The sequence below is a fragment of the Shinella sp. Sh6 genome (assembly GCF_055392685.1).
On sequence record NZ_AP044005.1, the window covers coordinates 3,110,012 to 3,130,033 of the forward strand.

At 63.4% G+C, this 20,022-nt stretch carries 17 protein-coding genes and 3 pseudogenes; 8 read left to right on the plus strand and 12 right to left on the minus strand.

The genetic code is table 11. From position 1 onward, the window contains the following. Positions 1-8: 8 nt before the first annotated feature. Entirely contained in the window at positions 9-881 is an 873-nt protein-coding gene (locus ACZ5TO_RS14915) for an SMP-30/gluconolactonase/LRE family protein (protein ID WP_464798658.1), read from the plus strand. A 158-nt stretch (positions 882-1,039) separates the two neighbouring features. Here ACZ5TO_RS14915 and ACZ5TO_RS14920 read toward each other — a convergent pair whose 3' ends face one another. Then, positions 1,040-1,873, minus strand: a complete 834-nt coding sequence (locus ACZ5TO_RS14920; RefSeq protein ID WP_464798659.1) for a 2-keto-4-pentenoate hydratase — start codon at positions 1,871-1,873, stop codon at positions 1,040-1,042. A 123-nt stretch (positions 1,874-1,996) separates the two neighbouring features. Continuing rightward, entirely contained in the window at positions 1,997-2,740 is a 744-nt protein-coding gene (locus ACZ5TO_RS14925) for an SDR family oxidoreductase (RefSeq protein ID WP_464798660.1), read from the minus strand. 560 nt (positions 2,741-3,300) lie between these two features. Here ACZ5TO_RS14925 and nanR point away from each other — a divergent pair. Beyond that, a complete protein-coding gene (gene nanR, locus ACZ5TO_RS14930; RefSeq protein WP_464798661.1) occupies positions 3,301-4,023 on the plus strand; it encodes a transcriptional regulator NanR in 723 nt (240 codons plus the stop codon). A 25-nt stretch (positions 4,024-4,048) separates the two neighbouring features. Here nanR and ACZ5TO_RS14935 read toward each other — a convergent pair. Together ACZ5TO_RS14935 and ACZ5TO_RS14940 are read right to left on the minus strand one after the other, a co-directional pair. Then, positions 4,049-4,291: pseudogene (locus tag ACZ5TO_RS14935) on the minus strand (ABC transporter permease subunit); the annotation flags it as partial. Positions 4,292-4,410: 119 nt separating this feature from the next. Next, positions 4,411-5,052: a TetR/AcrR family transcriptional regulator gene (locus tag ACZ5TO_RS14940; protein ID WP_464798662.1), complete on the minus strand. Its 642-nt coding sequence runs from the start codon at positions 5,050-5,052 to the stop codon at positions 4,411-4,413. Positions 5,053-5,250: 198 nt separating this feature from the next. Between ACZ5TO_RS14940 and ACZ5TO_RS14945 the strand changes: the two genes are divergently transcribed. Continuing rightward, a complete protein-coding gene (locus tag ACZ5TO_RS14945; protein WP_464798663.1) occupies positions 5,251-5,724 on the plus strand; it encodes an anthrone oxygenase family protein in 474 nt (157 codons plus the stop codon). 97 nt (positions 5,725-5,821) lie between these two features. On the opposite strand, the gene ACZ5TO_RS14950 is transcribed toward ACZ5TO_RS14945, so the two are convergent. From ACZ5TO_RS14950 to kdpF, 6 genes are all read right to left on the minus strand, one after another. Continuing rightward, the gene (locus tag ACZ5TO_RS14950; protein WP_464798664.1) at positions 5,822-6,514 is read right to left on the minus strand and encodes a response regulator transcription factor; all 693 of its coding nucleotides are present in this window, start codon (positions 6,512-6,514) and stop codon (positions 5,822-5,824) included. Beyond that, a complete protein-coding gene (locus tag ACZ5TO_RS14955; protein ID WP_464798665.1) occupies positions 6,511-9,216 on the minus strand; it encodes a DUF4118 domain-containing protein in 2,706 nt (901 codons plus the stop codon). Before ACZ5TO_RS14955 ends, ACZ5TO_RS14950 begins: the two co-directional genes overlap by 4 nt. Positions 9,217-9,275: 59 nt before the next feature. Further along, positions 9,276-9,842 carry a potassium-transporting ATPase subunit KdpC gene (kdpC, locus tag ACZ5TO_RS14960; protein ID WP_464798666.1) on the minus strand — a complete coding sequence of 189 codons (567 nt, stop codon included), beginning with the start codon at positions 9,840-9,842 and terminating at the stop codon, positions 9,276-9,278. Between the two features lie 10 nt (positions 9,843-9,852). Continuing rightward, positions 9,853-11,901, minus strand: coding sequence for a potassium-transporting ATPase subunit KdpB (gene kdpB / locus ACZ5TO_RS14965; RefSeq protein ID WP_464798667.1), 2,049 nt, complete (start codon positions 11,899-11,901; stop codon positions 9,853-9,855). Positions 11,902-11,981: 80 nt separating this feature from the next. Then, on the minus strand, positions 11,982-13,685 hold the full coding sequence (kdpA, locus tag ACZ5TO_RS14970; RefSeq protein WP_464798668.1) for a potassium-transporting ATPase subunit KdpA: 1,704 nt from the start codon (positions 13,683-13,685) through the stop codon (positions 11,982-11,984). 43 nt (positions 13,686-13,728) lie between these two features. After that, on the minus strand, positions 13,729-13,818 hold the full coding sequence (kdpF, locus tag ACZ5TO_RS14975; RefSeq protein WP_464798669.1) for a K(+)-transporting ATPase subunit F: 90 nt from the start codon (positions 13,816-13,818) through the stop codon (positions 13,729-13,731). Between the two features lie 324 nt (positions 13,819-14,142). On the opposite strand from kdpF, the pseudogene ACZ5TO_RS14980 reads away from it, so the two are divergent. After that, positions 14,143-14,271 (plus strand): annotated as a pseudogene (locus tag ACZ5TO_RS14980) (DinB/UmuC family translesion DNA polymerase); the annotation flags it as partial. Positions 14,272-14,649: 378 nt separating this feature from the next. Here the strand turns inward: ACZ5TO_RS14980 and ACZ5TO_RS14985 are convergent. Further along, positions 14,650-14,859 (minus strand): hypothetical protein, encoded by a 210-nt coding sequence (locus ACZ5TO_RS14985; RefSeq protein ID WP_184146848.1) that lies wholly within the window; start codon positions 14,857-14,859, stop codon positions 14,650-14,652. Between the two features lie 23 nt (positions 14,860-14,882). Then, positions 14,883-16,073 (minus strand): hypothetical protein, encoded by a 1,191-nt coding sequence (locus ACZ5TO_RS14990; RefSeq protein WP_464798670.1) that lies wholly within the window; start codon positions 16,071-16,073, stop codon positions 14,883-14,885. Between the two features lie 326 nt (positions 16,074-16,399). On the opposite strand from ACZ5TO_RS14990, the pseudogene ACZ5TO_RS14995 reads away from it, so the two are divergent. The 4 genes and pseudogenes from ACZ5TO_RS14995 to ACZ5TO_RS15010 form a co-directional block, all read left to right on the plus strand. Next, positions 16,400-16,603 (plus strand): annotated as a pseudogene (locus ACZ5TO_RS14995) (alpha/beta hydrolase); the annotation flags it as partial. A 23-nt stretch (positions 16,604-16,626) separates the two neighbouring features. After that, entirely contained in the window at positions 16,627-16,992 is a 366-nt protein-coding gene (locus ACZ5TO_RS15000) for an EF-hand domain-containing protein (protein WP_464798671.1), read from the plus strand. Positions 16,993-17,097: 105 nt separating this feature from the next. Then, positions 17,098-19,215 (plus strand): catalase, encoded by a 2,118-nt coding sequence (gene katE / locus ACZ5TO_RS15005; protein ID WP_464798672.1) that lies wholly within the window; start codon positions 17,098-17,100, stop codon positions 19,213-19,215. Between the two features lie 186 nt (positions 19,216-19,401). After that, positions 19,402-19,911, plus strand: coding sequence for a hypothetical protein (locus ACZ5TO_RS15010; RefSeq protein ID WP_464798673.1), 510 nt, complete (start codon positions 19,402-19,404; stop codon positions 19,909-19,911). The last annotated feature ends 111 nt before the right edge of the window (positions 19,912-20,022 follow it).

The following is a 20,022-nucleotide window of genomic DNA, read 5'->3' on the forward strand; positions in this document are numbered from 1 at the left end:
TCACGATCATGTTCGATGTTGAATGCGTGCGTCGCGTGCCGGCACTTCTCGGCGAGTCTCCAGTCTGGTCCGACGGGGAGCAGGCTCTCTATTGGGTGGACATCCGCGGTTGCGCCATCCACCGCTTCGATCCTTCAACGGGCCGGGACGTCCAGTGGAACCTGGACGAAAATGTCGGGTCGATAGCGTTGCGCAAAGAAGGAGGAGCGGTCATCGCGACAAGATCCGGCTTTCATTTCTTCGACTTCAAGTCCGGGCGGAGCAGCCCGATTGCAAATCCCATCGCCGGGCAGCGGAATGTCCGCTTCAACGATGGTCGTTGCGATCGCCAGGGACGCTTCTGGTCGGGGACGGTCAGCGAAGATCGCGTTCCCGGCACGGCCGCCATTTTCTGCCTGGATGGCGATCTCACCTGCACGAAAAAGGTCGAGGGGCTGACGGTTGTCAACACGATAGCCTGGTCCCCCTCGGGGGATCGAATGTATTTCGGCTGTTCTTACGAACGAAAGATCTTCGTTTGCGATTTCGATCCGGACGATGCGAATATATCAAACCAAAGGGTATTCCTTGCGTTCGGTGAAGGCGACGGCGCGCCGGACGGCGCCACTGTGGATGAAGATGGGTGCTTATGGGTCGCCCATCACGATGGCGCCAAAGTCACCCGGTTCCGGCCAGATGGCGATATCGATCGCATCATCCGCACCCCCGTGCCGCGACCGTCGTGCCCGGCCTTCGGCGGCCCGGATCACGATATTCTCTACGTCACCTCCGTCTGTGCCGGTCTCGATGATCGGCAGCTGCGAGAAGCGCCGCTTTCGGGCGGGCTTTTTGCGATCGGCGTTGGCGTTCGCGGTCTACCCGAGCCACAGTTTATTGGATAACGCCTCGAGGCTGCCTTCGAACGCAGGTCCTTGCGGAATGCGGTCATGATGCTGCGAATTGGGTCGTGGCGAGCCATTCCTGCCAATGACATGGGGAACGAAATGCGGCACAGCGAACGATGAATCGTGGAAGGATGCCGGCTATTGCCCGGCCGATCTCATGCCTCCAAATGGCCGAACCCTTCGACCTCAATCCTGACCGCAGAGCCTTTCCGGACAGGGCCAGGCCTTAGCAGCGAGCCGGTCATCACGATCTGGCCAGCCTCAAGTCTGCCGCCGTGGCCATGAACTTTTTTCACGAGCCATCGCAACGCCGCCAGCGGCGAGAGGTTGAAGGGAGGCGTTTCAGTCGACACCACTCCATCGATCTCGGCTCGCGCCCGCAGATTTTGGAATAGCGTCCGATCGAACTCCGTACGAGACGGTCCGAGCACGAAGGCCGCATGCAGGAAATCGTCCGCAAGCAGAGCCGCCGCGCCGATCTGCGAAAGCGTCACGTCATATCGGTTATCAATCACCTCGCATGCGATGAAAGCTTCGGTGATCGCCTCGGTCAATTCCTCTTCAGAAATGTCTCCCACGGTATCCGGCTGTGGACTGCTACCGAGCCGAAAAGCGATCTCGCATTCGATCGACGGGTTTATTAGCGGCAGCGACAGCGCTTGCCCCAATGTCTTGAACCGAGTCTGATCATAAATTCTGGCGTAGATCGGTTCGTCCAATTGAAAAGGTTGCTGCGATTCCGGCGATATACAGCCGATCTTATACCCCGCAAGCCGACTGCCCTTCTCGATCAAGGCCTCGTGAACGGCTTGCTGCAATCTGTATCCCAGTGCCGGAGTGTCCGGCCACATCTCCTTGGAAGCGTTGAATCGGCGAGGTGCGCCCGTCCGGCTGGAGAGAAAAGCGTGCAATTGGTCGGCATCGGGCTGCGCGGCCGCATAAGCGGTCTTGTCGTTCGGCGGTCGTTCTTTCTTCATGTCATCGCTCATTCCAATTTTCGCATCGCCGGCGAACCAACGATACTGCATGGTATAATAAGTACCCCATTATGGCAAATCGAGCGAAGGGTTTTGCGGCTTGGCCGGCGCCGCTTTCCAAGCCGGACAAAGGAGTCATCCGCGTCCGATATAAGGCATAGTCGTCGCCATCACCGTCATGAACTGGACGTTTGCCTCGAGAGGAAGCCGGGCCATGTAGGAGACGGCGTCAGCAACGTGCGCGACCTCGAAAGTCGGCTCGGAACGAAGGGAGGTGTCTGCCTGTCGGATGCCGCTGACGATCTCGGAAACCATTTCGGTCCGCACGTTGCCGATATCTATCTGTCCGCAGGCGATATTGAAGGGGCGCCCGTCGAGCGACAGAGACTTGGTAATACCGGTGACCGCATGCTTGGATGCATTGTAAGCGATCGCATGGGGGCGCGGTACATAGGAGGATACCGATCCGTTGTTGATGATGCGGCCACCTTGCGGCAACTGCCTGCGCATCAAGGAAAAAGCGCCTCGGGCGACGAGATAGACGCCGGTGAGATTGGTCGATATCACCCGTGTCCAATCCTCGATCGAGAGCTCATCGGGAAGGGCGCCTTTCGCGCTGATGCCTGCATTGTTGAACAGAACGTCGAGGCGGCCGAATCGATCTTCCACGAAGGAAAACAACGTCTCTACCGACGCAGGGTCCGTGACGTCGCAGGCAAAGGGTACGGCGCGGTTTTCATCGCTGGCGCCATCGGCTGTTTCTTGGAGCTTGTCTTTTCTCCGCCCGACTAGAAGAACCGTGAATCCGTCGTCGATCAGTTTGCGTGCGACAACACGGCCGATGCCGCTGCCAGCACCGGTTACCATGGCTATGCTCATTGTTTTCCTCCAGATCGAGTGCACCGCTTCCGAAGTGAGAATAGCGGAGACTAAAACCGCAAATGCCGCCGGCCGCGCGCTGCACCAGAATCTCTCCCGGATCCCACATCGACACTTGGCTCCCCTGATCGCATGAAGCGCTATCGCGCGCATAAACCTTCCCGCGCCGCAGGAAAGGAATTTGAGAAGTTATAATATCATGCTATTATACCATCACATCAAGGTCAAGGCTTTGCCTTCATTCCCGAGGCCCGGCGAAGCGGGAATGACATCCGATCGCGATGATGAGATGTGGGGAGAAGCCTAGATCAGCTTGAACTTGTTCATTGTTACCATATTATCCCGTTAGATGGTCAGCATCCTATACCGAGAACGATGAATGAGGTGGCTTGGAGAGAACGAGCTTCCCGCAGAAACCGCGCACCGAACTTGACTTACCGATATTTCCTTCGAGCATATGCGCCACCGCTTAAGCGTTATCGCAGCAACGAAATTCCTTTCCTTCCGCTTTGGAAGATTACCGGCTGAATAATTTGGAGGCGGCGATTGCCGCAAGTGTCATGTCCCGTCTTATGGAAGACCGCGTCCCCCTCAAGCGCCGCAGACTATATGAGGATGTCATAGATCACCTCGAGGCGGCGATTAATTCCGGTGAGTTCAAGCCCGGCGACTTTCTGCCTTCCGAACGCGATCTGATGAACCACTTCGGCGTTGGCCGTCCATCGATACGCGAGGCTCTTTTTGCGTTGAGGCGGATGGGTCTGATATCGATGAAGGCTGGTGAGCGCGCACGCGTTGCCACGCCAACGCCGTCGGCGCTGGTTGGCGAGCTCTCGGGCCTTGCGCGTCACCTCCTTGCCGCACCCGACGGCATGCGAAATTTCCAACAGGCGAGAATGCTGTTCGAAAGCGCGCTTGCCCAACACGCTGCCCGCGTTGCCACCCCGGATGACATAGCCGCGCTTTCGGCAGCACTGCGCGCAAACAAACTTTCAAAAAGCGATCCTGACGCCTTTGAGAAGACTGACGTCCAGTTTCATTTCGTAATTGCACAAATCGCCCGCAATCCAATCTTCACAGCGCTTCATGCCGGCCTCGTCGAATGGCTGGCGGAGCAGCGGGCCGCCACCAACAGCGGCGAAGAATCGAGAAAGATGGCGATAACGGCCCACAAGAAGATTTATGACGCAATCGCCGCTCGTGATCCGACAGCAGCAGGAGATGCTATGCGGGATCATCTCGTGCAAGTGGAAGAGCTGTACTGGGAAAAGAAAGGCCGGTGATCGAGCTGGCGCAGCTCATGAGCCAGCCGAGGCCGCCGACGCCAACCACCACTATGAAAAGCGATATCATGATCGTCTGATTCACGTCGGCCATGACCGTCGGCAGCGAGAGCGGCAACTGAACCAGGACGAGCTTTAGCATGCCGGTCGATCCGAACGCGTCGGCCGCCTCGAGCACATCGGCGTCGACAAGGCGGATGCCGAGGTTGATCGGTCGTATCATTGGTGACGTTGCATAAATCACCACTGCGATCATCCCGCAGACCTTGCAAAGAAATGGATCGATGCCGGAGCGATCATGTTTCCTCAGCCGGTGGAGATCTATCGCGGCTGGCCGCCCGTCGCCGCTGATCGGCGCGCTCATCAAGGTGTCGGCGATACTGTCGATCATCCGAGCGGGGTCGTGGAATTCGCCATCAGTTCTCTCAGAGCCATACGCTTGTAGATTTCGACGAGCCGATCGCCTTCGGCGCGATCGACGGAAATCGCCAACCGCATCGTCGCCTCGCCGAGCTGCCAGACGAGAAATGCCGTGGCGGTGAGCCGGGTGGGGTCGGCTTCCGGCTGCAAGCGTTGCCAAACGTGCGCCAAGGATTCCGCGCTTGCACGACTGTCTGCAAGCTCAAGTTCGCGCAGGGTCTTGTCGACCTGCGTACCCGACCAGATTTCGCGCATCACCGGCTCGGCCAAGCAGATCGTATAGTAGGCATCGATAAGCCGGGCAAACGCGGCAAGCAGGTCCTCCTCGCTCGATACACCGGCAAGCTCTGCATCAATGCAGGCGCGGTTTTCGACCGTGAAGCGCTCGGCCAGCGCGCGGATGATGGCACTCTTGTCGGGAAAGAATTGATAGAGCGAGCCGATGGATACGCCGGCACGCTCGGCGACCTCGCTCATCCTCATCGCATCGCTGCCATATTGGGAAATCAGGTCACGCGCGGCCGCCAGCATGCGCTCGACGCGCTTGCGGCTGCGCTGCTGCGTCGGTTCCTTGCGGATCAATGGTGCAGGTGACGTTGCCGCCGGCATATATGAGTATCCTTCATATTTTCCTTGACAGGGATAATATGAGGATTTATCACGTTTATCAATATAAGGAATCCTCTTGGGGCATCGGTTCTGGAAGGCATGCGCACTGATACCGATGAAACTGCGGCGAGCGGTCACTGGAACCCGGCAAAGCCTGCGTAGATCGCCATTCAACTCTTGATATGAAGGGAAGCAGACATGCTTTCAATGCTCGTTCCCGTGATCACCCTGCTGGCCCTGCTTGGCAGCGGGATAATGGCCGGCCTGTTCTTTGCCTATTCCAATTCGGTGATGCCGGCGCTGGCGAAACTGCCCGCCCCACAAGGCATTGCGGCAATGAACCATATCAACGTGGTGATCCAGAACCCGCTCTTTCTCACGATTTTCATGGGTACTGCAGTGCTTGCACTGATCTTGATCGCTGCTGCGCTGTCGGGCTGGTCGGCCAGGCCTTCCTGGGTCCTGATCGGCGCCGGGCTCTATCTCGCCGGCAACATCGTTGTCACCGTCACCATCAACGTGCCGATGAACGAGGCCCTCGCCGCAAGCGGCGAGGGGCCGGACGGCATTGCATTCTGGGCGACTTTTCTCGACCGATGGGTGTTCTGGAACCATGTGCGAGCGGCAGCTTGCACAGGAGCGCTGGCCGCGTTCGCCATGGCGATGAGATAGCAGGAACTTGTGCTGCGATTGGGACGGCGGGCCCACGACGACGTTCTCCAGCGCGAGGTGATGCCGAGCAGCGTAAGGCTCCATGACGGGTGAGGCGTCAGCTCGCGTCGGCGAGCCGATAGCCGACGCCGGTCTCCGTGAGGATGTATCGCGGCTGGTCGGGGGCGCGCTCGATCTTCTGCCGAAGCTGGCGGACATAAACGCGCAGATATTGCACGTCGGTCAGCCCGTCCCAGACATGTTCGAGCAGGTAGCGATGGGTCAGCACCCTGCCGGCATGCTGCACCAGGATGCGCAGGATATCGTACTCCTTCGGCGAGAGCTTCACTTCCTCGCCCGCCACCCTGACAATGCGCTTGACGAGATCGACGGAGAGCTCGCCGACCTGAAAGACCGGCTTTTCCCCCTGGCTTTGCAGCCGGTGGCGCAGCGCCACGCGAATGCGCGCGGTGAGCTCGTTCATGCTGAAGGGTTTTGTCACGTAGTCGTCCGCGCCAAGCTCCAGCGCCTCCACGATGCCGGCCTCGTCGGTGCGGCTCGACAGGATGACGATCGGTAGGTCCAGCCCCTCCCCGCGCCATTTGGCGAGGAGATCGTGGCCCGGCATGTCCGGCAGGCCGAGGTCGAGCACGATGAGGTCGGGCTTTTCCGATTTCACCAGTTCCATCGCTACCTTGGCGCTCATCGCCTCGATGACGGCATAGTCCTGCGTGGAGAGCCCGACACGCAGCAGCTTGCGGATCGGCGGCTCGTCATCGACGATCAGAATGCGGACGGCGGTGCCGGTCATTCGCTTCCTCCCGGTGCAGGCGTTTCGGACGGAACCGGCATGCGGATCGTGAAGACGGCGCCGGGGCGATCCACGCGGTTCGCCGCCGTGATCGTGCCGCCCATGGCCTCCACGAAGCCGCGGCAGATGGAAAGGCCGAGCCCCGTTCCGGCCTGCACATGGTCGCCCTTCCGCACGCGGTAGAAGCTGTCAAAGATGCGCTCCATGTCGCCCGCCGGAATGCCTGGCCCCTCGTCCGTGACGGAGAGCAGGATGGCGTTCGCCTCCTGCCAGCCGCGAATCCCGATCGCCGAGCCCTCGGGCGCGTATTTTGCGGCATTGTCGAGGAGGTTGAAAAGCACCTGCTCGAAGAGCACCGGATCGACCCGCAGCATCGGCAGGGATTGCGGAATGCCGACCTCGACCCGGTGGAAAGACACGATCTTGCCGGCCCGCGACAGCGCCGTGCCGACGATGTCGCCGGCGAAATGCCAGGCATAGTTCGGCTCCATCGCCCCGGAGCCGATGCGCGTCATGTCGAGCAGGTTGGCGATGAAGCGGTTAAGCCGCTCGGATTCGTCGATGATGGTCGCCAGCAGCTCCCGTCTCGCTCCCTCGTCCATCTGCACGCCGAGGTCCTTCAGCGTGTCGGCTGACCCCATGACCGCCGCGAGCGGCGTCTTGAGGTCGTGCGAGATCGACGTCAGCAGCGCCGCGCGCAGCCGGTCCGTCTCCGCCGCGAGCCTGGCGCTATCCACATCGGAGACCAGTTGCACGCGCTCGATCGCCAGCGCCGCCTGATCCGACAGGGCATCGAACAGGCGCTGTTGCTCGGGCGTGAGGATCGGTCCCTGCCTGTCGTTGTCGAGGCCGATGACACCGACCGCCTCGCGGCCAGTGCGCATGGGAAGATAAAGGCGCCTGGCACCCGGCAGCGTATCGGCGCCGCGGCCGGCCGGACGATCATGCTCCCAGGCCCATTTCGCAGCGGCTATATCGGCATCCAGCAAGGTATCGTCGGGCGGATAGCCGGCCTTCACAACCACCGATCCGTTCTCCGGCAACAGGATGATGACCCGCACCTTGAGCATCGAGGCGATCTGAAAGGCCGTTGCCCAGAGCACGTCGTCGAGCGTGCCCGTGCCGGCGAGCTTCTTGGAGAAAAGATACAGGTCCTCCGTCGTGCGCGCCCGTTGGCGGGCAGCCGCGGCCTGACGCTGGACGGCGGCCGTCAGGTTGGAGACGACGACCGCAACCCCAAGATAAAAGAACAGGGCGACGATGCTCTCCGGATCGCTGACCGTGAACGTATATTTCGGCCCGAGAAAGAAGAAGTTGAATGCGAGCGCACCCAGCAAGGACGCGAAAAGGCCGGCACCGAGCCCATTCCGGACGGAAGCTGCAAGGACCGCCATAAGGAAGACGAGGCCGAGGTTCTGGACGTCGAGCGTCTGGTCCAGCGCCATGCCGGCCAGAACAGCCAGGGCGACGAAGACGGCGCTCAGGAAGTATGGCTTGATGCGAAAGGGGCGCGGAGCCGGCGCGGCACTCACTCCACGCCGGGCCGCCTTCTCCTTTTCATCGCCGGAGACGACGTGAACGCTGATATTGCCGGCATATCGGATCAGGTCATGGGTGACCGACGCCCGCCAGAACCGCCGCCAGCGCGAGCCGCTTGGCCGACCGACGACAACGTGCGTAAAATTGTTGGCATTGGCGTAAGCGATGATCTCGCGCGACGGTGAAAGAGACGGTAGCGTCACCGCCTCGGCGCCGAGCTGTTCGGCAAGCCGCATGTTGGCCGCAAGCCGATCCTTTTCCCGGTCCGACGCGCTGGCCGATTGCGGCGTTTCGAGGTGCAGCGCCGCCCAGGGCGCGCGCAGCCGGTCGGCCTGTCGCCGGGCATAGCGGACCAGACCTGCCCCCTTTGGGCCATGGTCGAGGCAGACGAGCAGGCGTTCGCCCGCGGCCCAGGGACCGGAAATGGCATGGGCCTGCATATGGTTGAGCAACTGCTCGTCGACCCGCTGGGCGGTGCGCCGCAATGCCAGCTCGCGCAAGGCCGTCAGGTTGCCGGGCGAGAAGTAGTTCTCCATCGCCTGCCTGGCCGTTTTCGGCACATAGACCTTGCCTTCCGCCAGCCGCTTGATCAGGTCGTCAGGCGTGATGTCGATGATCTCGATGTCGTCGGCGCGGTCGACGATGGAATCGGGAACGGTTTCGCGCACGCGAATGCGGGTGATCTGCGCCACCACATCGTTGAGGCTTTCCACATGCTGGATGTTGAGCGTCGAATAGACGTCGATCCCGCGGGAAAGGATCTCCTGCACGTCGAGGTAGCGCTTGGGATGGCGACTACCGGCGACATTGGTATGGGCAAGCTCGTCGATGAGGACAAGCGCCGGCCGGCGCTCGAGGATCGCATCGAGGTCCATCTCCTCGAGTTGCTGGCCACGATAGTCGACCTTCCGGCGGGCAACGACCTCGAAGCCCTCCACCAGGGCCTCCGTTTCCCTGCGGCCATGGGTCTCGACGATGCCGATGACGACATCGACGCCATCGGCCTGCCGCGCCCGGCCGGACATCAGCATCTCGTAGGTCTTGCCGACGCCCGGCGCCGCGCCGAGAAAAATCTTGAGGCGTCCGCGCGTTTCCCGCTCCGCACGGTCCAGCAGGGCATCCGGCGATGGTCTTTTATCATTCTCGCGACTGTCGTCCGGCATGAACATCCATCCAACTGCTCCGGCCAGCCTTCCAGCCGGCCGGAAACGCCCATTTCAGTTTACGAGCCGGCCTCGTCAAGCGCCATGTTGAGGCGCAGCACATTCACCACGGGTTCGCCGAGGAAGCCAAATTCGCGGCCCTCGACGTGCCGGTCGACCAGCGCACGCACCGCAGCCTCGTCCATCACCCGCGCCCTGCCGACGCGCGCGACCTGGAAATAGGCCGCTTCCGGCGAGATATGCGGGTCGAGGCCGCTGCCAGAGGCGGTGACAAGGTCGATGGGCACCTCGCCACCCGGGTTGGCGACCTTGGCGGCCTCGTAGTCGGCCTTCACCCTCGCGATCAGCTTGCCGCTGGTCGGTCCGAGATTGGAGCCGGAGGAGCCGGCGGCGTCATAGCCGTCGCCCGCCGCCGAGGGGCGGCCGTGGAAATACCGCTCGCCCGTGAAGGCCTGACCGATGAGGGCCGATCCGATCACCTTGCCATCCTTCTCGATCAGGCTGCCGTTCGCCTGGCTCGGGAAGACGGCTTGCGCGATGCCGGTCATGGCGGCGGGATAGAGAAGGCCGGTAATGACCGTGGTGGCGAGGATCATGACGATTGCCGGACGCAGTTGCTTGAACATGGTCTTATCCTTAGGCGAGGCCGAGGGCGGTGATGGCGACGTCGATCGCCTTGATGCCGATGAAGGGCACGACGATGCCGCCGAGGCCATAGATGAGAAGGTTGCGGGAAAGCAGCGCGCCGGCGCCGACGGCGCGGTACTTCACGCCCCTCAGCGACAGCGGGATCAGCGTGACGATGATCAGCGCATTGAAGATGATCGCCGAGAGGATGGCGGACTGCGGGGTCGAGAGGCCCATGATATTCAGCACGCCGAGCTGCGGGTAGAAGGCGAGGAACATGGCCGGGATGATCGCGAAATATTTCGCGATGTCATTGGCGATGGAGAAGGTCGTCAGCGCGCCGCGGGTCATGAGCAGCTGCTTGCCGATCTCGACGATCTCGATGAGCTTGGTCGGATCGCTGTCGAGGTCGACCATGTTGCCGGCCTCGCGGGCGGCAACCGTGCCGGTGTTCATGGCGACGCCCACATCCGCCTGGGCGAGCGCCGGGGCGTCGTTGGTGCCGTCGCCGCACATGGCGACGAGCTTGCCCCTGGCCTGCTCCTCGCGGATAAGCTGAAGCTTGTTCTCCGGCGTCGCCTGCGCGAGGAAATCGTCGACGCCGGCTTCCGCGGCGATGGCCGCGGCCGTCATCGGGTTGTCGCCGGTGATCATCACCGTGCGGATGCCCATGCGGCGCAGCTCCGCGAAGCGCTCGCGGATGCCGCCCTTGACGATGTCTTTCAGCTGCACGACGCCGAGCAGCCTGCCATCGCGGGCAACAGCGAGCGGCGTGCCGCCGGTCTCCGCAATCTCCTCGGCGAGGGCCTGGATCTCGCGCACCTTGTCGGAGGATACCGCCGCGCCGACACGGGACAGCACCGCATCCACCGCGCCCTTGCGGATCTCGGCGCCCTCGAGGTCCACGCCGCTCATGCGGGTCTGGGCGGTGAAAGGCACGAAGCTCGCCCTGAGGCTCGCCATGTCACGGCCGCGGATGCCGTATTTCTCCTTGGCGAGCACGACGATGGAACGTCCCTCGGGCGTCTCGTCGGCGAGGGAGGAAAGTTGGGCAGCATCGGCAAGGTCCTGCTCGGTGACGCCGCGCATCGGCTTGAAAGCCGTCGCCTGGCGATTGCCGAGCGTGATCGTGCCGGTCTTGTCGAGCAGCAGCGTGTCGACGTCGCCCGCCGCCTCCACCGCACGGCCCGACATGGCGAGCACGTTGAAGCGCACGAGGCGGTCCATGCCGGCGATGCCGATGGCCGAGAGCAGCGCGCCGATGGTCGTCGGGATGAGCGTGACGAACAGGGCGACGAGCACGATGACCGGGATCGAGCCACCGGCATAGGCAGCAAAGCTCGGAATGGTGACGGTCGCCAGCACGAAGATCAGCGTCATGCCGGCGAGCAGGATGTTGAGCGCAATCTCGTTCGGCGTCTTCTGGCGCTCCGCGCCCTCGACCAGCGAGATCATGCGGTCGAGGAAGGTGGAGCCGGCAGCGGCGGTGATGCGCACGCGGATCCAGTCGGACAGGACCTGCGTGCCGCCTGTCACGGCCGAGCGGTCGCCGCCCGATTCCCGGATGACGGGCGCGGATTCCCCCGTGATGGCCGCTTCGTTGACCGAGGCGACGCCCTCGACCACCTCGCCGTCGGAGGGGATGATGTCGCCTGCCTCGACGAGCACGAGGTCGCCGACCTTGAGGCTGGCACCCGCGACCATGGTGTAGCCTGTGGTGCTGCCGGCGGCCAGAAGCTTGGCCTGCGTCTCCGAGCGCGCCTTGCGCAGGGAATCGGCCTGCGCCTTGCCGCGCCCCTCGGCGACGGCTTCGGCGAAGTTGGAGAAGAGCACGGTGAACCAGAGCCAGAGGTTGATCTGGAAGGAGAATCTGATATCGCCGCTGCCGGTGGCGAGGTCGCGCAGGAAGAGAATGGTCGTAAGGACCGAAACCGTCGCCACGACGAACATGACGGGATTGCGGGCGAGCGTGCGCGGGTTCAGCTTGGCGAACGCGGCGCTTATCGCCGGAACGAGAATGCGAGAATCCAGGATGCTCGCGGATTTTGCCTGGCTCATGAGAGACTCCAGCTTTGAAACGAAGCGCGCTCAGCCGCGCAGGAAATGGTGAGGATGGCGACCATGACGGCCAGCGCTCCTCAGAAGGTCTGCCCGGCGAGCATGGCGAGATGCTCGACGACCGGGCCGAGCGCCAGCGCCGGGAAGAAGGTGAGGCCGCCGACGATGAGGATCGTGCCGACGAGCAGGCCGACGAAGAGCGGACCGTCCGTCGGGAAGGTGCCCGCCGAGGCCGGCACCGTCTTCTTGGCGATGAGCGAGCCGGCAATGGCCAGAGCCGGCACGATGACCAGGAAGCGCCCCACCAGCATGCCGAAGCCGAGCGTGATGTTGTACCAGGGTGTATTGCCGGTGAGGCCGCCGAAGGCTGAGCCGTTGTTGGCCGCCGCGGAGGTATAGGCGTAGAGAATCTCGGAGAAACCGTGCGGGCCGGCCGTGCCTACGGAGGCAACCGCCAGGGGCAGCACGCTGGCGATGGCCGTGAAGACGAGCATGGCGAGCGGCAGGCACAGGATGGCGAGCACGGCCATCTTCATCTCCTTCGCCTCGATCTTCTTGCCGAGATATTCCGGCGTGCGGCCGACCATCAGGCCCGCCACGAAGACCGCGACGACGATGAAGAGCACGATGCCGTAAAAGCCCGCGCCGACGCCGCCGACGATGACCTCGCCGAGCTGCATGTTGAGGAGTGGGATGAGGCCGCCGAGCGCCGTGAAGCTGCCGTGCATGGCATTGACCGCGCCGCAGGACGCCGCCGTCGTGACGACGGCGAAGAGCGAGGAAAGCGTAATTCCGAAGCGGACCTCCTTGCCCTCCATGTTGCCGCCCTGAAGACCGAAGGCATGCATCAGCGGGTTGCCGGAGGCTTCCGCCCAGTAGGTGACGGCGACGCCGACGACGAAGAGCAGGCCCATGGCGGCGAGGATCGCCCAGCCCTGGCGCTCACTGCCGGCCATGCGGCCGAAGACATTGGTGAAGGCCGCGCCGATCGCGAAGATCGAGACCATCTGGAGCATGTTCGAGATGGCGTCAGGGTTCTCGAAAGGATGGGCGGAATTGGCGTTGAAGAAACCGCCGCCATTCGTGCCGAGCATCTTGATGGCGAGCTGCGAGGCGACCGGGCCGAGCGCGATGGTCTGCCTGGCCCCTTCCAGTGTCGTTGCCGTCACATAGGGGCCGAAGGTCTGCGGCACGCCGAGCGCGACATAGGCAAGCGCCAGCACGATGCAGATCGGCAGCAGCACATAAAGCGTGGCGCGGGTCATATCGACCCAGAAATTGCCGAGCGACTTGCCGGACGCGCCCGCGAAGGCACGGATCAGTGCGACGGCGATCGCCATGCCGGTGGCGGCGGAAACGAAGTTCTGCACCGTCAGCCCCGCCATCTGCGTGAAGTAGGACATGGTGCTCTCGCCGCCGTAGTTCTGCCAGTTGGTGTTGGCGACGAAGCTGGCTGCAGTGTTGAAGGAGAGCTCCGGCCCGACCGCCGCCATGCCGGCGGGGTTGAGCGGCAGCACGTCCTGCAGGCGCTGGAGCCCGTAGAGCAGCAGGATGCCGGCAAGATTGAACGCCAGCATGGCGAAGGTGTAGGTCGTCCAGCGCTGCTCATCGCGCTCGGAGGTGCCTGCCAGCGCATAAAGGCTCCTTTCGACGGGAACGAGGACGGGGGAGAGGAGTGTGCGCTCCCCGGCAAAGACGCGCGTCATATAGGCGCCGAGCGGTTTGACGAGGGCGAGGACGATCCCTGAGAAGAGGAGGATCTGTAGCCATCCGTTGAGGGTCATGAGAAAAACTTTCCGTTCCCGGCAGCTTCAGCGCCGGCTCCGTTCAGAAGCGCTCGGGGCGAACGAGGGCATAGGTGAGGTAGAGGGCGAGGAAGGCGGTGACCGCGCCGCCGAAGACATAGTCGAACAGCATCGCACCCTCCCTCACAGCCTGTCGCAGGCGCGCGTATAGGCAAAGCAGGCGGCGAAGAAGGCGAGCGCCGCGCCCATCAGAAGAACATCCATCATCGATCCGGACTCCGTTGCGGGGACCGGGCAGGCCGGAAGGCGACGCCGCCAAGACCGCCCGGCGCGGAGAGCACCCTTCGCTCTCCCACACCTCGATATGCGTCCGAACCGGATAGGCATTCGAGATCGGCCGGAGCGGTAAAAAATAGGAATCTTATAGGAATTTCGGCCGGCGCGACGTCGAGGCGCCGCTCCGTCGCAGCCGGTCGGCGTCGAGGATACGTTTGCGATAGACGTCGCAGGTCTCAAGGAAGCCAAGCGTGAACTGGGGCCCTTGGCGGCCAAGGTTTGGCGCTATTGTGAGAGCAACGACATCGCGGCAGAAACCGTGACCGTGAAAAGCCGCTTTGCGGATTTCCAGATCATCACCCGCAGCCGCGCGGTTCCGGGCGCATTCCCCGATGCTGCACTCATCGACGCTGTGACGGCCTGCTCGCAGCCGCCCATCCGTTCCGCAAGCCGGTCCGGTTGCTCGGCGTCACCCTTTCAGGCCTCGGTCAAGCCCACCGCGCGCCGGCCGCGCAGCTCGAATTGCGTTTGTAGAGGGCGAGACCTATTCGACCTATTCCGACAAGGGCGAAGCCGGACATCTGAACGCTTGCCCTTAGGACGAGGCCAGAAAGCTCGCGCGACTGTTGCCGCCCGATACGCGGATCAGTTCTTCGCGCGAGCCCTATGGATCGGCAATCGTCATGCCCATCGGAGAACCGATTGGGCAGTCAGATTTCCGCTTTACTTAGTGGCCGTCGAAGTGGCCTGCCGAGACGGCGGGCGCCTGGGCGACCCTGACGGCGACGCTCACGCCGCGAACAACGGGCGCTCCCTCGGACTGCGGCACACCCGTTTGAGCGAGCGTGCCCTCGATCGGAGCAACGGTGCGCGCGTCGAGATCGACCATATAGAGCGCCGAATCCCCTTCCATGCCGATGACGACGGAATTTGCCATATGCGTTCCTTCCTTTCTCCGGGTTAGAAGCCCGCCTGTCGCAGGCCGGTGCGGTACATGTCCTTCTGCCAACGCTCCTTGATGGGAATGGCGGAAAGCCAGGTCTCGATGTCGAAATGGGGGTTCAATTGGAGAGCACGGTCGCGCTCGCGTTCGGCCTCTTCGCGATTGCCCAGCATGCCCCAGGCAGCCGCCGCAAGACGGGCGGCCGGCGCGGAAACCGTCATCCGGTCGATAAACGCGATCGCCTCGTCGTAGCGTTCGAGGAAGAAGCTCGCACCGGCGGCGCACCACAGATAAAGATCCGGCGGAATGAAATTCAGCGCAATGGCGCGCCGGATCGCGGCAAGCCCTTCCTTCGGGCGCGATGCGTGAATGAGGGAGTCCGCGAGGCTGTAGATGCCATCCGCGTAATGCGGGCCGAGCTTGACGGAGGTCGAAAGCGCTTCGACGCTGCGGTCGGCGTCGCCGAGATAGAGCTCGGAGACGCCGAGCTCCCGATGCCCGAACGGCGACAACGGATTGAGGTGGATCGCCTCCAGGGCGACGTCCTGGGCAGCGCGCAGCAATTCCTCGTTCTGCCGGGCGCCGAGCAGCCATTCCATCGACAGGGTGCGCGACAGGCCGCTGAGCGCCGGCGGAAAAGCCCGATGCTCGGCAAGGGCCTGCTCGAAATCGCGGCGCGCCTGCAGGGCGCCGGCCACGGTCGGTACTTTCAAGCGGTGAATGCCGCGAAGATAGAGATGATAGGCCCGGGCATTGCGCACATAGTCGTCGTAGAAGACTTCGTTGCGCTCCATCTCGGCCGCGATATGGGACGTCATCGAGCGGACGATGTCGCGCCGCCGGTCGGGCAGGGTCGCGACTTCAAGCGTATAGCGCGCCGCCCAGACCATCGTGTCGGTGGGAAGGAACAGCAACTGGACAAGCAGTCCCTCCGGCGAGATCCTCGTATCGAGAACGTAGTGGACCTCGTTGCGCTCCAGCCGGCCGACCCAGTCGACATCGCCCCGCAGGCACCTTGCCGTATGCGGCGCGACCACGACGATGCCGCGCATGACCGCAAGGCCCATCGCGATATCCTCGATGAGCCCCTCGGCCAGCATGACATCCGTCGCCTTGGATCGACGCGCCACGGGCGGCAGGAGCGCGATCCGCGGGTGGCCACCGTCAAGACATTGCTCGATCCGCCCGGCGGCGGGATCGACGCGCATGATCGATTGTCCTGAATCGCATAGTGGCAAGGTGGCCTCCCCTGCGCTTGCCGGCAGACACATAAAGGCTACTCCATGAGCGGGCTTTACTCAACCTAAAACCGCAAAAAACTCTCCCGGCACCAACCCCAAGTCACGACGACAGGCCTGAACGAGGAAACCCCTGCCGGCCGCATGTCCCGATACATTTTCTTACATTTCCCGCCCCCGCCGGAAACATGCAAGACACATGGCAAAGCTCTTTAGGCGCCGGTCAACGGCAGTCAACAAGGGAAAACACCGTGCCTTTCCAACTCTCCATAATCGCCACGCTCGCCGCCGGCGCAATGATGCTCGCCACGCCGGCGATGGCGGAACAGAAGCCGACCGTCGTGCTCGTGCACGGCGCTTTCGCCGATTCCAGTAGCTGGAACGGCGTGATCAGGACGCTTGAAGCCGATGGCTATCCGGTCGTCGCCGCGGCCAATCCCCTGCGCAGCGTCAAGGGCGACGCCCGGTCCGTATCGAGCCTTCTGTCCACCATCGCGGGCAAACCATTCGACAGGGGGACATCATGACGACGATCGACAAGAATGGCACACCGCTCTCCCAGATGCTGAACAAGGCCTTCGCGGCCTTCGACAGGGACGGGGACGGCAAGCTGAATACGGACGAGTTCAAGAACTTCAACGAGATCCTGAAACCGGGCATCGCCGTCGACGGCCACGGCAAGCCCAAGATCGATTTCAGCGAGCGGATGGATCACGACGGCGACGGGCTGGTCAGCCGGGAGGAGATGAACACGACGCCGCTGCTGATGCCGGCCGGTCTGTGCGATCCGAGCCTGAAGTCCATGCTGGACTATCTGCGACTGAAGGGCGATCCCGATGCCCTCGAAGCCGCGGCGATCCTCGAGGAACGGGGCACCGGGGAAACCTGAACGAAAAGGGCGGGCGCCGGCCCGGCGTCCTTCTCTTGCCGGCCGGGCGGAACAAGCCTTGCGTTGTGCAGTTAGACCTGCGGCAACAATCCCGAGGAGATTCCCATGGCCAAGAAAGCGAGCCCCATCGCGAAGATGGAGGAAGCGGACGTGCACGACCAGACGCTGCAACGCGGCAAGGGTGGCGAGCTGCACCAGACAGCAGGGGACGGCCAGCCGGTGCTGACGACCGCGCAGGGCGCGCCGGTGGCGGACGACCAGAACACACTACGCGTCGGCGCGCGCGGGCCGGCGCTGATCGAGGACTTCCACTTCCGCGAGAAGATCTTCCATTTCGACCACGAGCGCATTCCCGAGCGCGTGGTCCATGCCCGCGGCTACGGTGCCCACGGCTATTTCGAGACCTATGATTCGCTCGCGGCCTATACGCGGGCGGACGTGTTCCAGCGCGCGGGCGAGAGGACGCCGGCCTTCGTGCGTTTTTCCACCGTCGCCGGCAGCAAGGGGTCGTTCGACCTTGCCCGCGACGTCCGCGGCTTCGCCGTGAAGATCTATACGAAGGAGGGCAACTGGGACCTTGTCGGCAACAACATCCCGGTCTTCTTCATCCAGGATGCGATCCGCTTCCCGGACATCATCCACGCCGTGAAGCCGGAGCCCGACCGCGGCTTTCCGCAGGCCCAGTCGGCGCATGACAATTTCTGGGACTTCATCAGCCTGACGCCCGAAAGCATGCACATGATCATGTGGATCATGTCGGACCGGGCCATTCCCCGCTCCTTCCGCTTCATGGAAGGCTTCGGCGTGCATACGTTCCGCTTCGTCAATGCGAAGGACGAATCGACCTTCGTCAAGTTTCACTGGAAGCCAAAGCTCGGCCTCCAGTCCGTCGCTTGGAACGAGGCGGTCAAGATCAACGGCGCGGACCCGGATTTCCACCGGCGCGACCTCTGGCAGGCCATCCAGTCCGGCAATTTTCCGGAATGGGAGCTTGGCGTCCAGCTCTTCGACCAGGATTTCGCCGACGGCTTCGACTTCGACGTGCTCGACCCGACGAAGCTGATCCCGGAAGAAGTGCTGCCGGTACAGCCCGTCGGCCGGCTCGTGCTCGACCGCATGCCGGAGAACTTCTTCTTCGAGACCGAACAGGTCGCGTTCATGACGCAGAACGTGCCGCCCGGCATCGACTTCAGCAACGATCCGCTGCTGCAGGGCCGCAACTTCTCCTATCTCGACACGCAGTTGAAGCGCCTCGGCAGCCCGAACTTCACCCACCTGCCGATCAACGCGCCGAAGTGTCCCTTCGCGCATTTCCAGCAGGACGGCCATATGGCGATGCGCAACCCGACGGGCCGCGCCAACTACCAGCCGAACTCGTGGGGCGAAGGTCCGCGCGAATCGCCCCTTGAGGGCTACCGGCACTTCCCCGCCGAGGAAGCCGGCCCGAAGGTCCGCCTGCGGGCGGAAAGCTTCGCCGACCACTACAGCCAGGCGCGCCAGTTCTACATCAGCCAGACGCCGCCGGAGCAGCGGCACATCGCCATGGCGCTGACCTTCGAGCTAAGCAAGGTCGAGACGCCCGTCATCCGCGAGCGCATGGTCTCCCACCTTCTCAATATCGACGAGACGCTTGCCGGCAAGGTCGCCGCCGCCCTCGGCATCGATCCCGTGCCGAAGCCGGCGGATGCGGCGGTCAAGACGCGCCAGGACCTGGAGCCCTCCCCCGCCCTCAGCATCATCGAGCGGGGCCCCAAGCGCTTCGAGGGCCGCAAGCTGGGCGTGCTCGTCACGGAGGGCGCCGACCGCGCACTCTTCGACACGCTGGAGGCCGGCATCATGGCCGAGAAGGCGGTGATCGAGGTGATCGCGCCGAAGGTGGGCGGGGTGACGCTCTCGGACGGAAGCCCGCTTGCGGCGCAGCAGATGATCGACGGCGGCCCGTCCGTCCTCTACGACGCCGTGGTCGTCCTCGCTTCCGAGGCGGGCATGGCGGACCTCCTCAAGGAGGCGGCGGCGCGGGACTTCGTCGCCGACGCCTTCGCCCATTGCAAGTTCATCGGCTATACGGCACCGGCCTTCCCCCTTCTCGAAAAGGCCGGCGCGGCCGACATGCTCGATGAGGGAACGGTGGAGATCGACGGCGTGGACGCGGTCGCCGATTTCCTGAAGGCGCTCGGCGCGTTGCGCGTCTGGGCGCGCGAGCCTTCGGTCAAGCTGCCCTGAACGGAAAGCCCCGGCGAAACGCCGGGGCCTCCCGGGCGGTCAGGGCGGCCAACGGCAGTGCCGCCGCTTCGGCCGCGGTGAGGCGCGCCTTGCCGGCCTCACCGCAGCCGAAGCGGCGGCTGCCGATGGAACCTCCCTCGGCTCTCGCGCCTTACCGCTCCATCACCATTTCGAGGGAGCAGGCCCATGAAGTGCATTTCTCTCCTCATTCTGGCGGGCGGCCTGGCGCTCGCGCAGGCGCCTCGGGCGACAGCCGGCGAAGAGCAGTTCCTGGCGTCGCTGAAAGGACAATACGAGGGCAAGGGGCAGGTGAGGCTGCGCACGAACCGCGGCCCGATCAACGTGACCTGCAGTTTCGGTTCCACGGCGACCGCGAACACGCTTTCACTGGACGGCAAGTGCCGCGGCCTCGTCGTGGTCTCGCGAGCCATAGGCGCCGAGCTGACCCGGCGCGGCAGCTCCTACAAGGGCTCGTATATCGGCGCGGGCTCCGGGCCGGCAACCCTGTCGGGCAAGCGGAACGGCAACGCCTTGAACCTCACCATCCGGTGGGCCAAGGAAATCAACGGCGACCGCAACGCCCAGCTATCGGTGGCCAAATCGGGCTCACGCGGCCTCACGCTGACCACGACGGACAAGGACCCCGCGTCGGGCAAGGCCGTCGTCACGAGCAAGATCGTATTGCATCGAAAGTAGGTTCGGAGGCTACCGTCAGCGCCGCACGGCCGGAGCGTTCCCGTGGACGGCGTCGTAGATGCAGGGCGCCGCAACGACGGCGCCCACGATCAGGAAAAGGACGATCTTCTT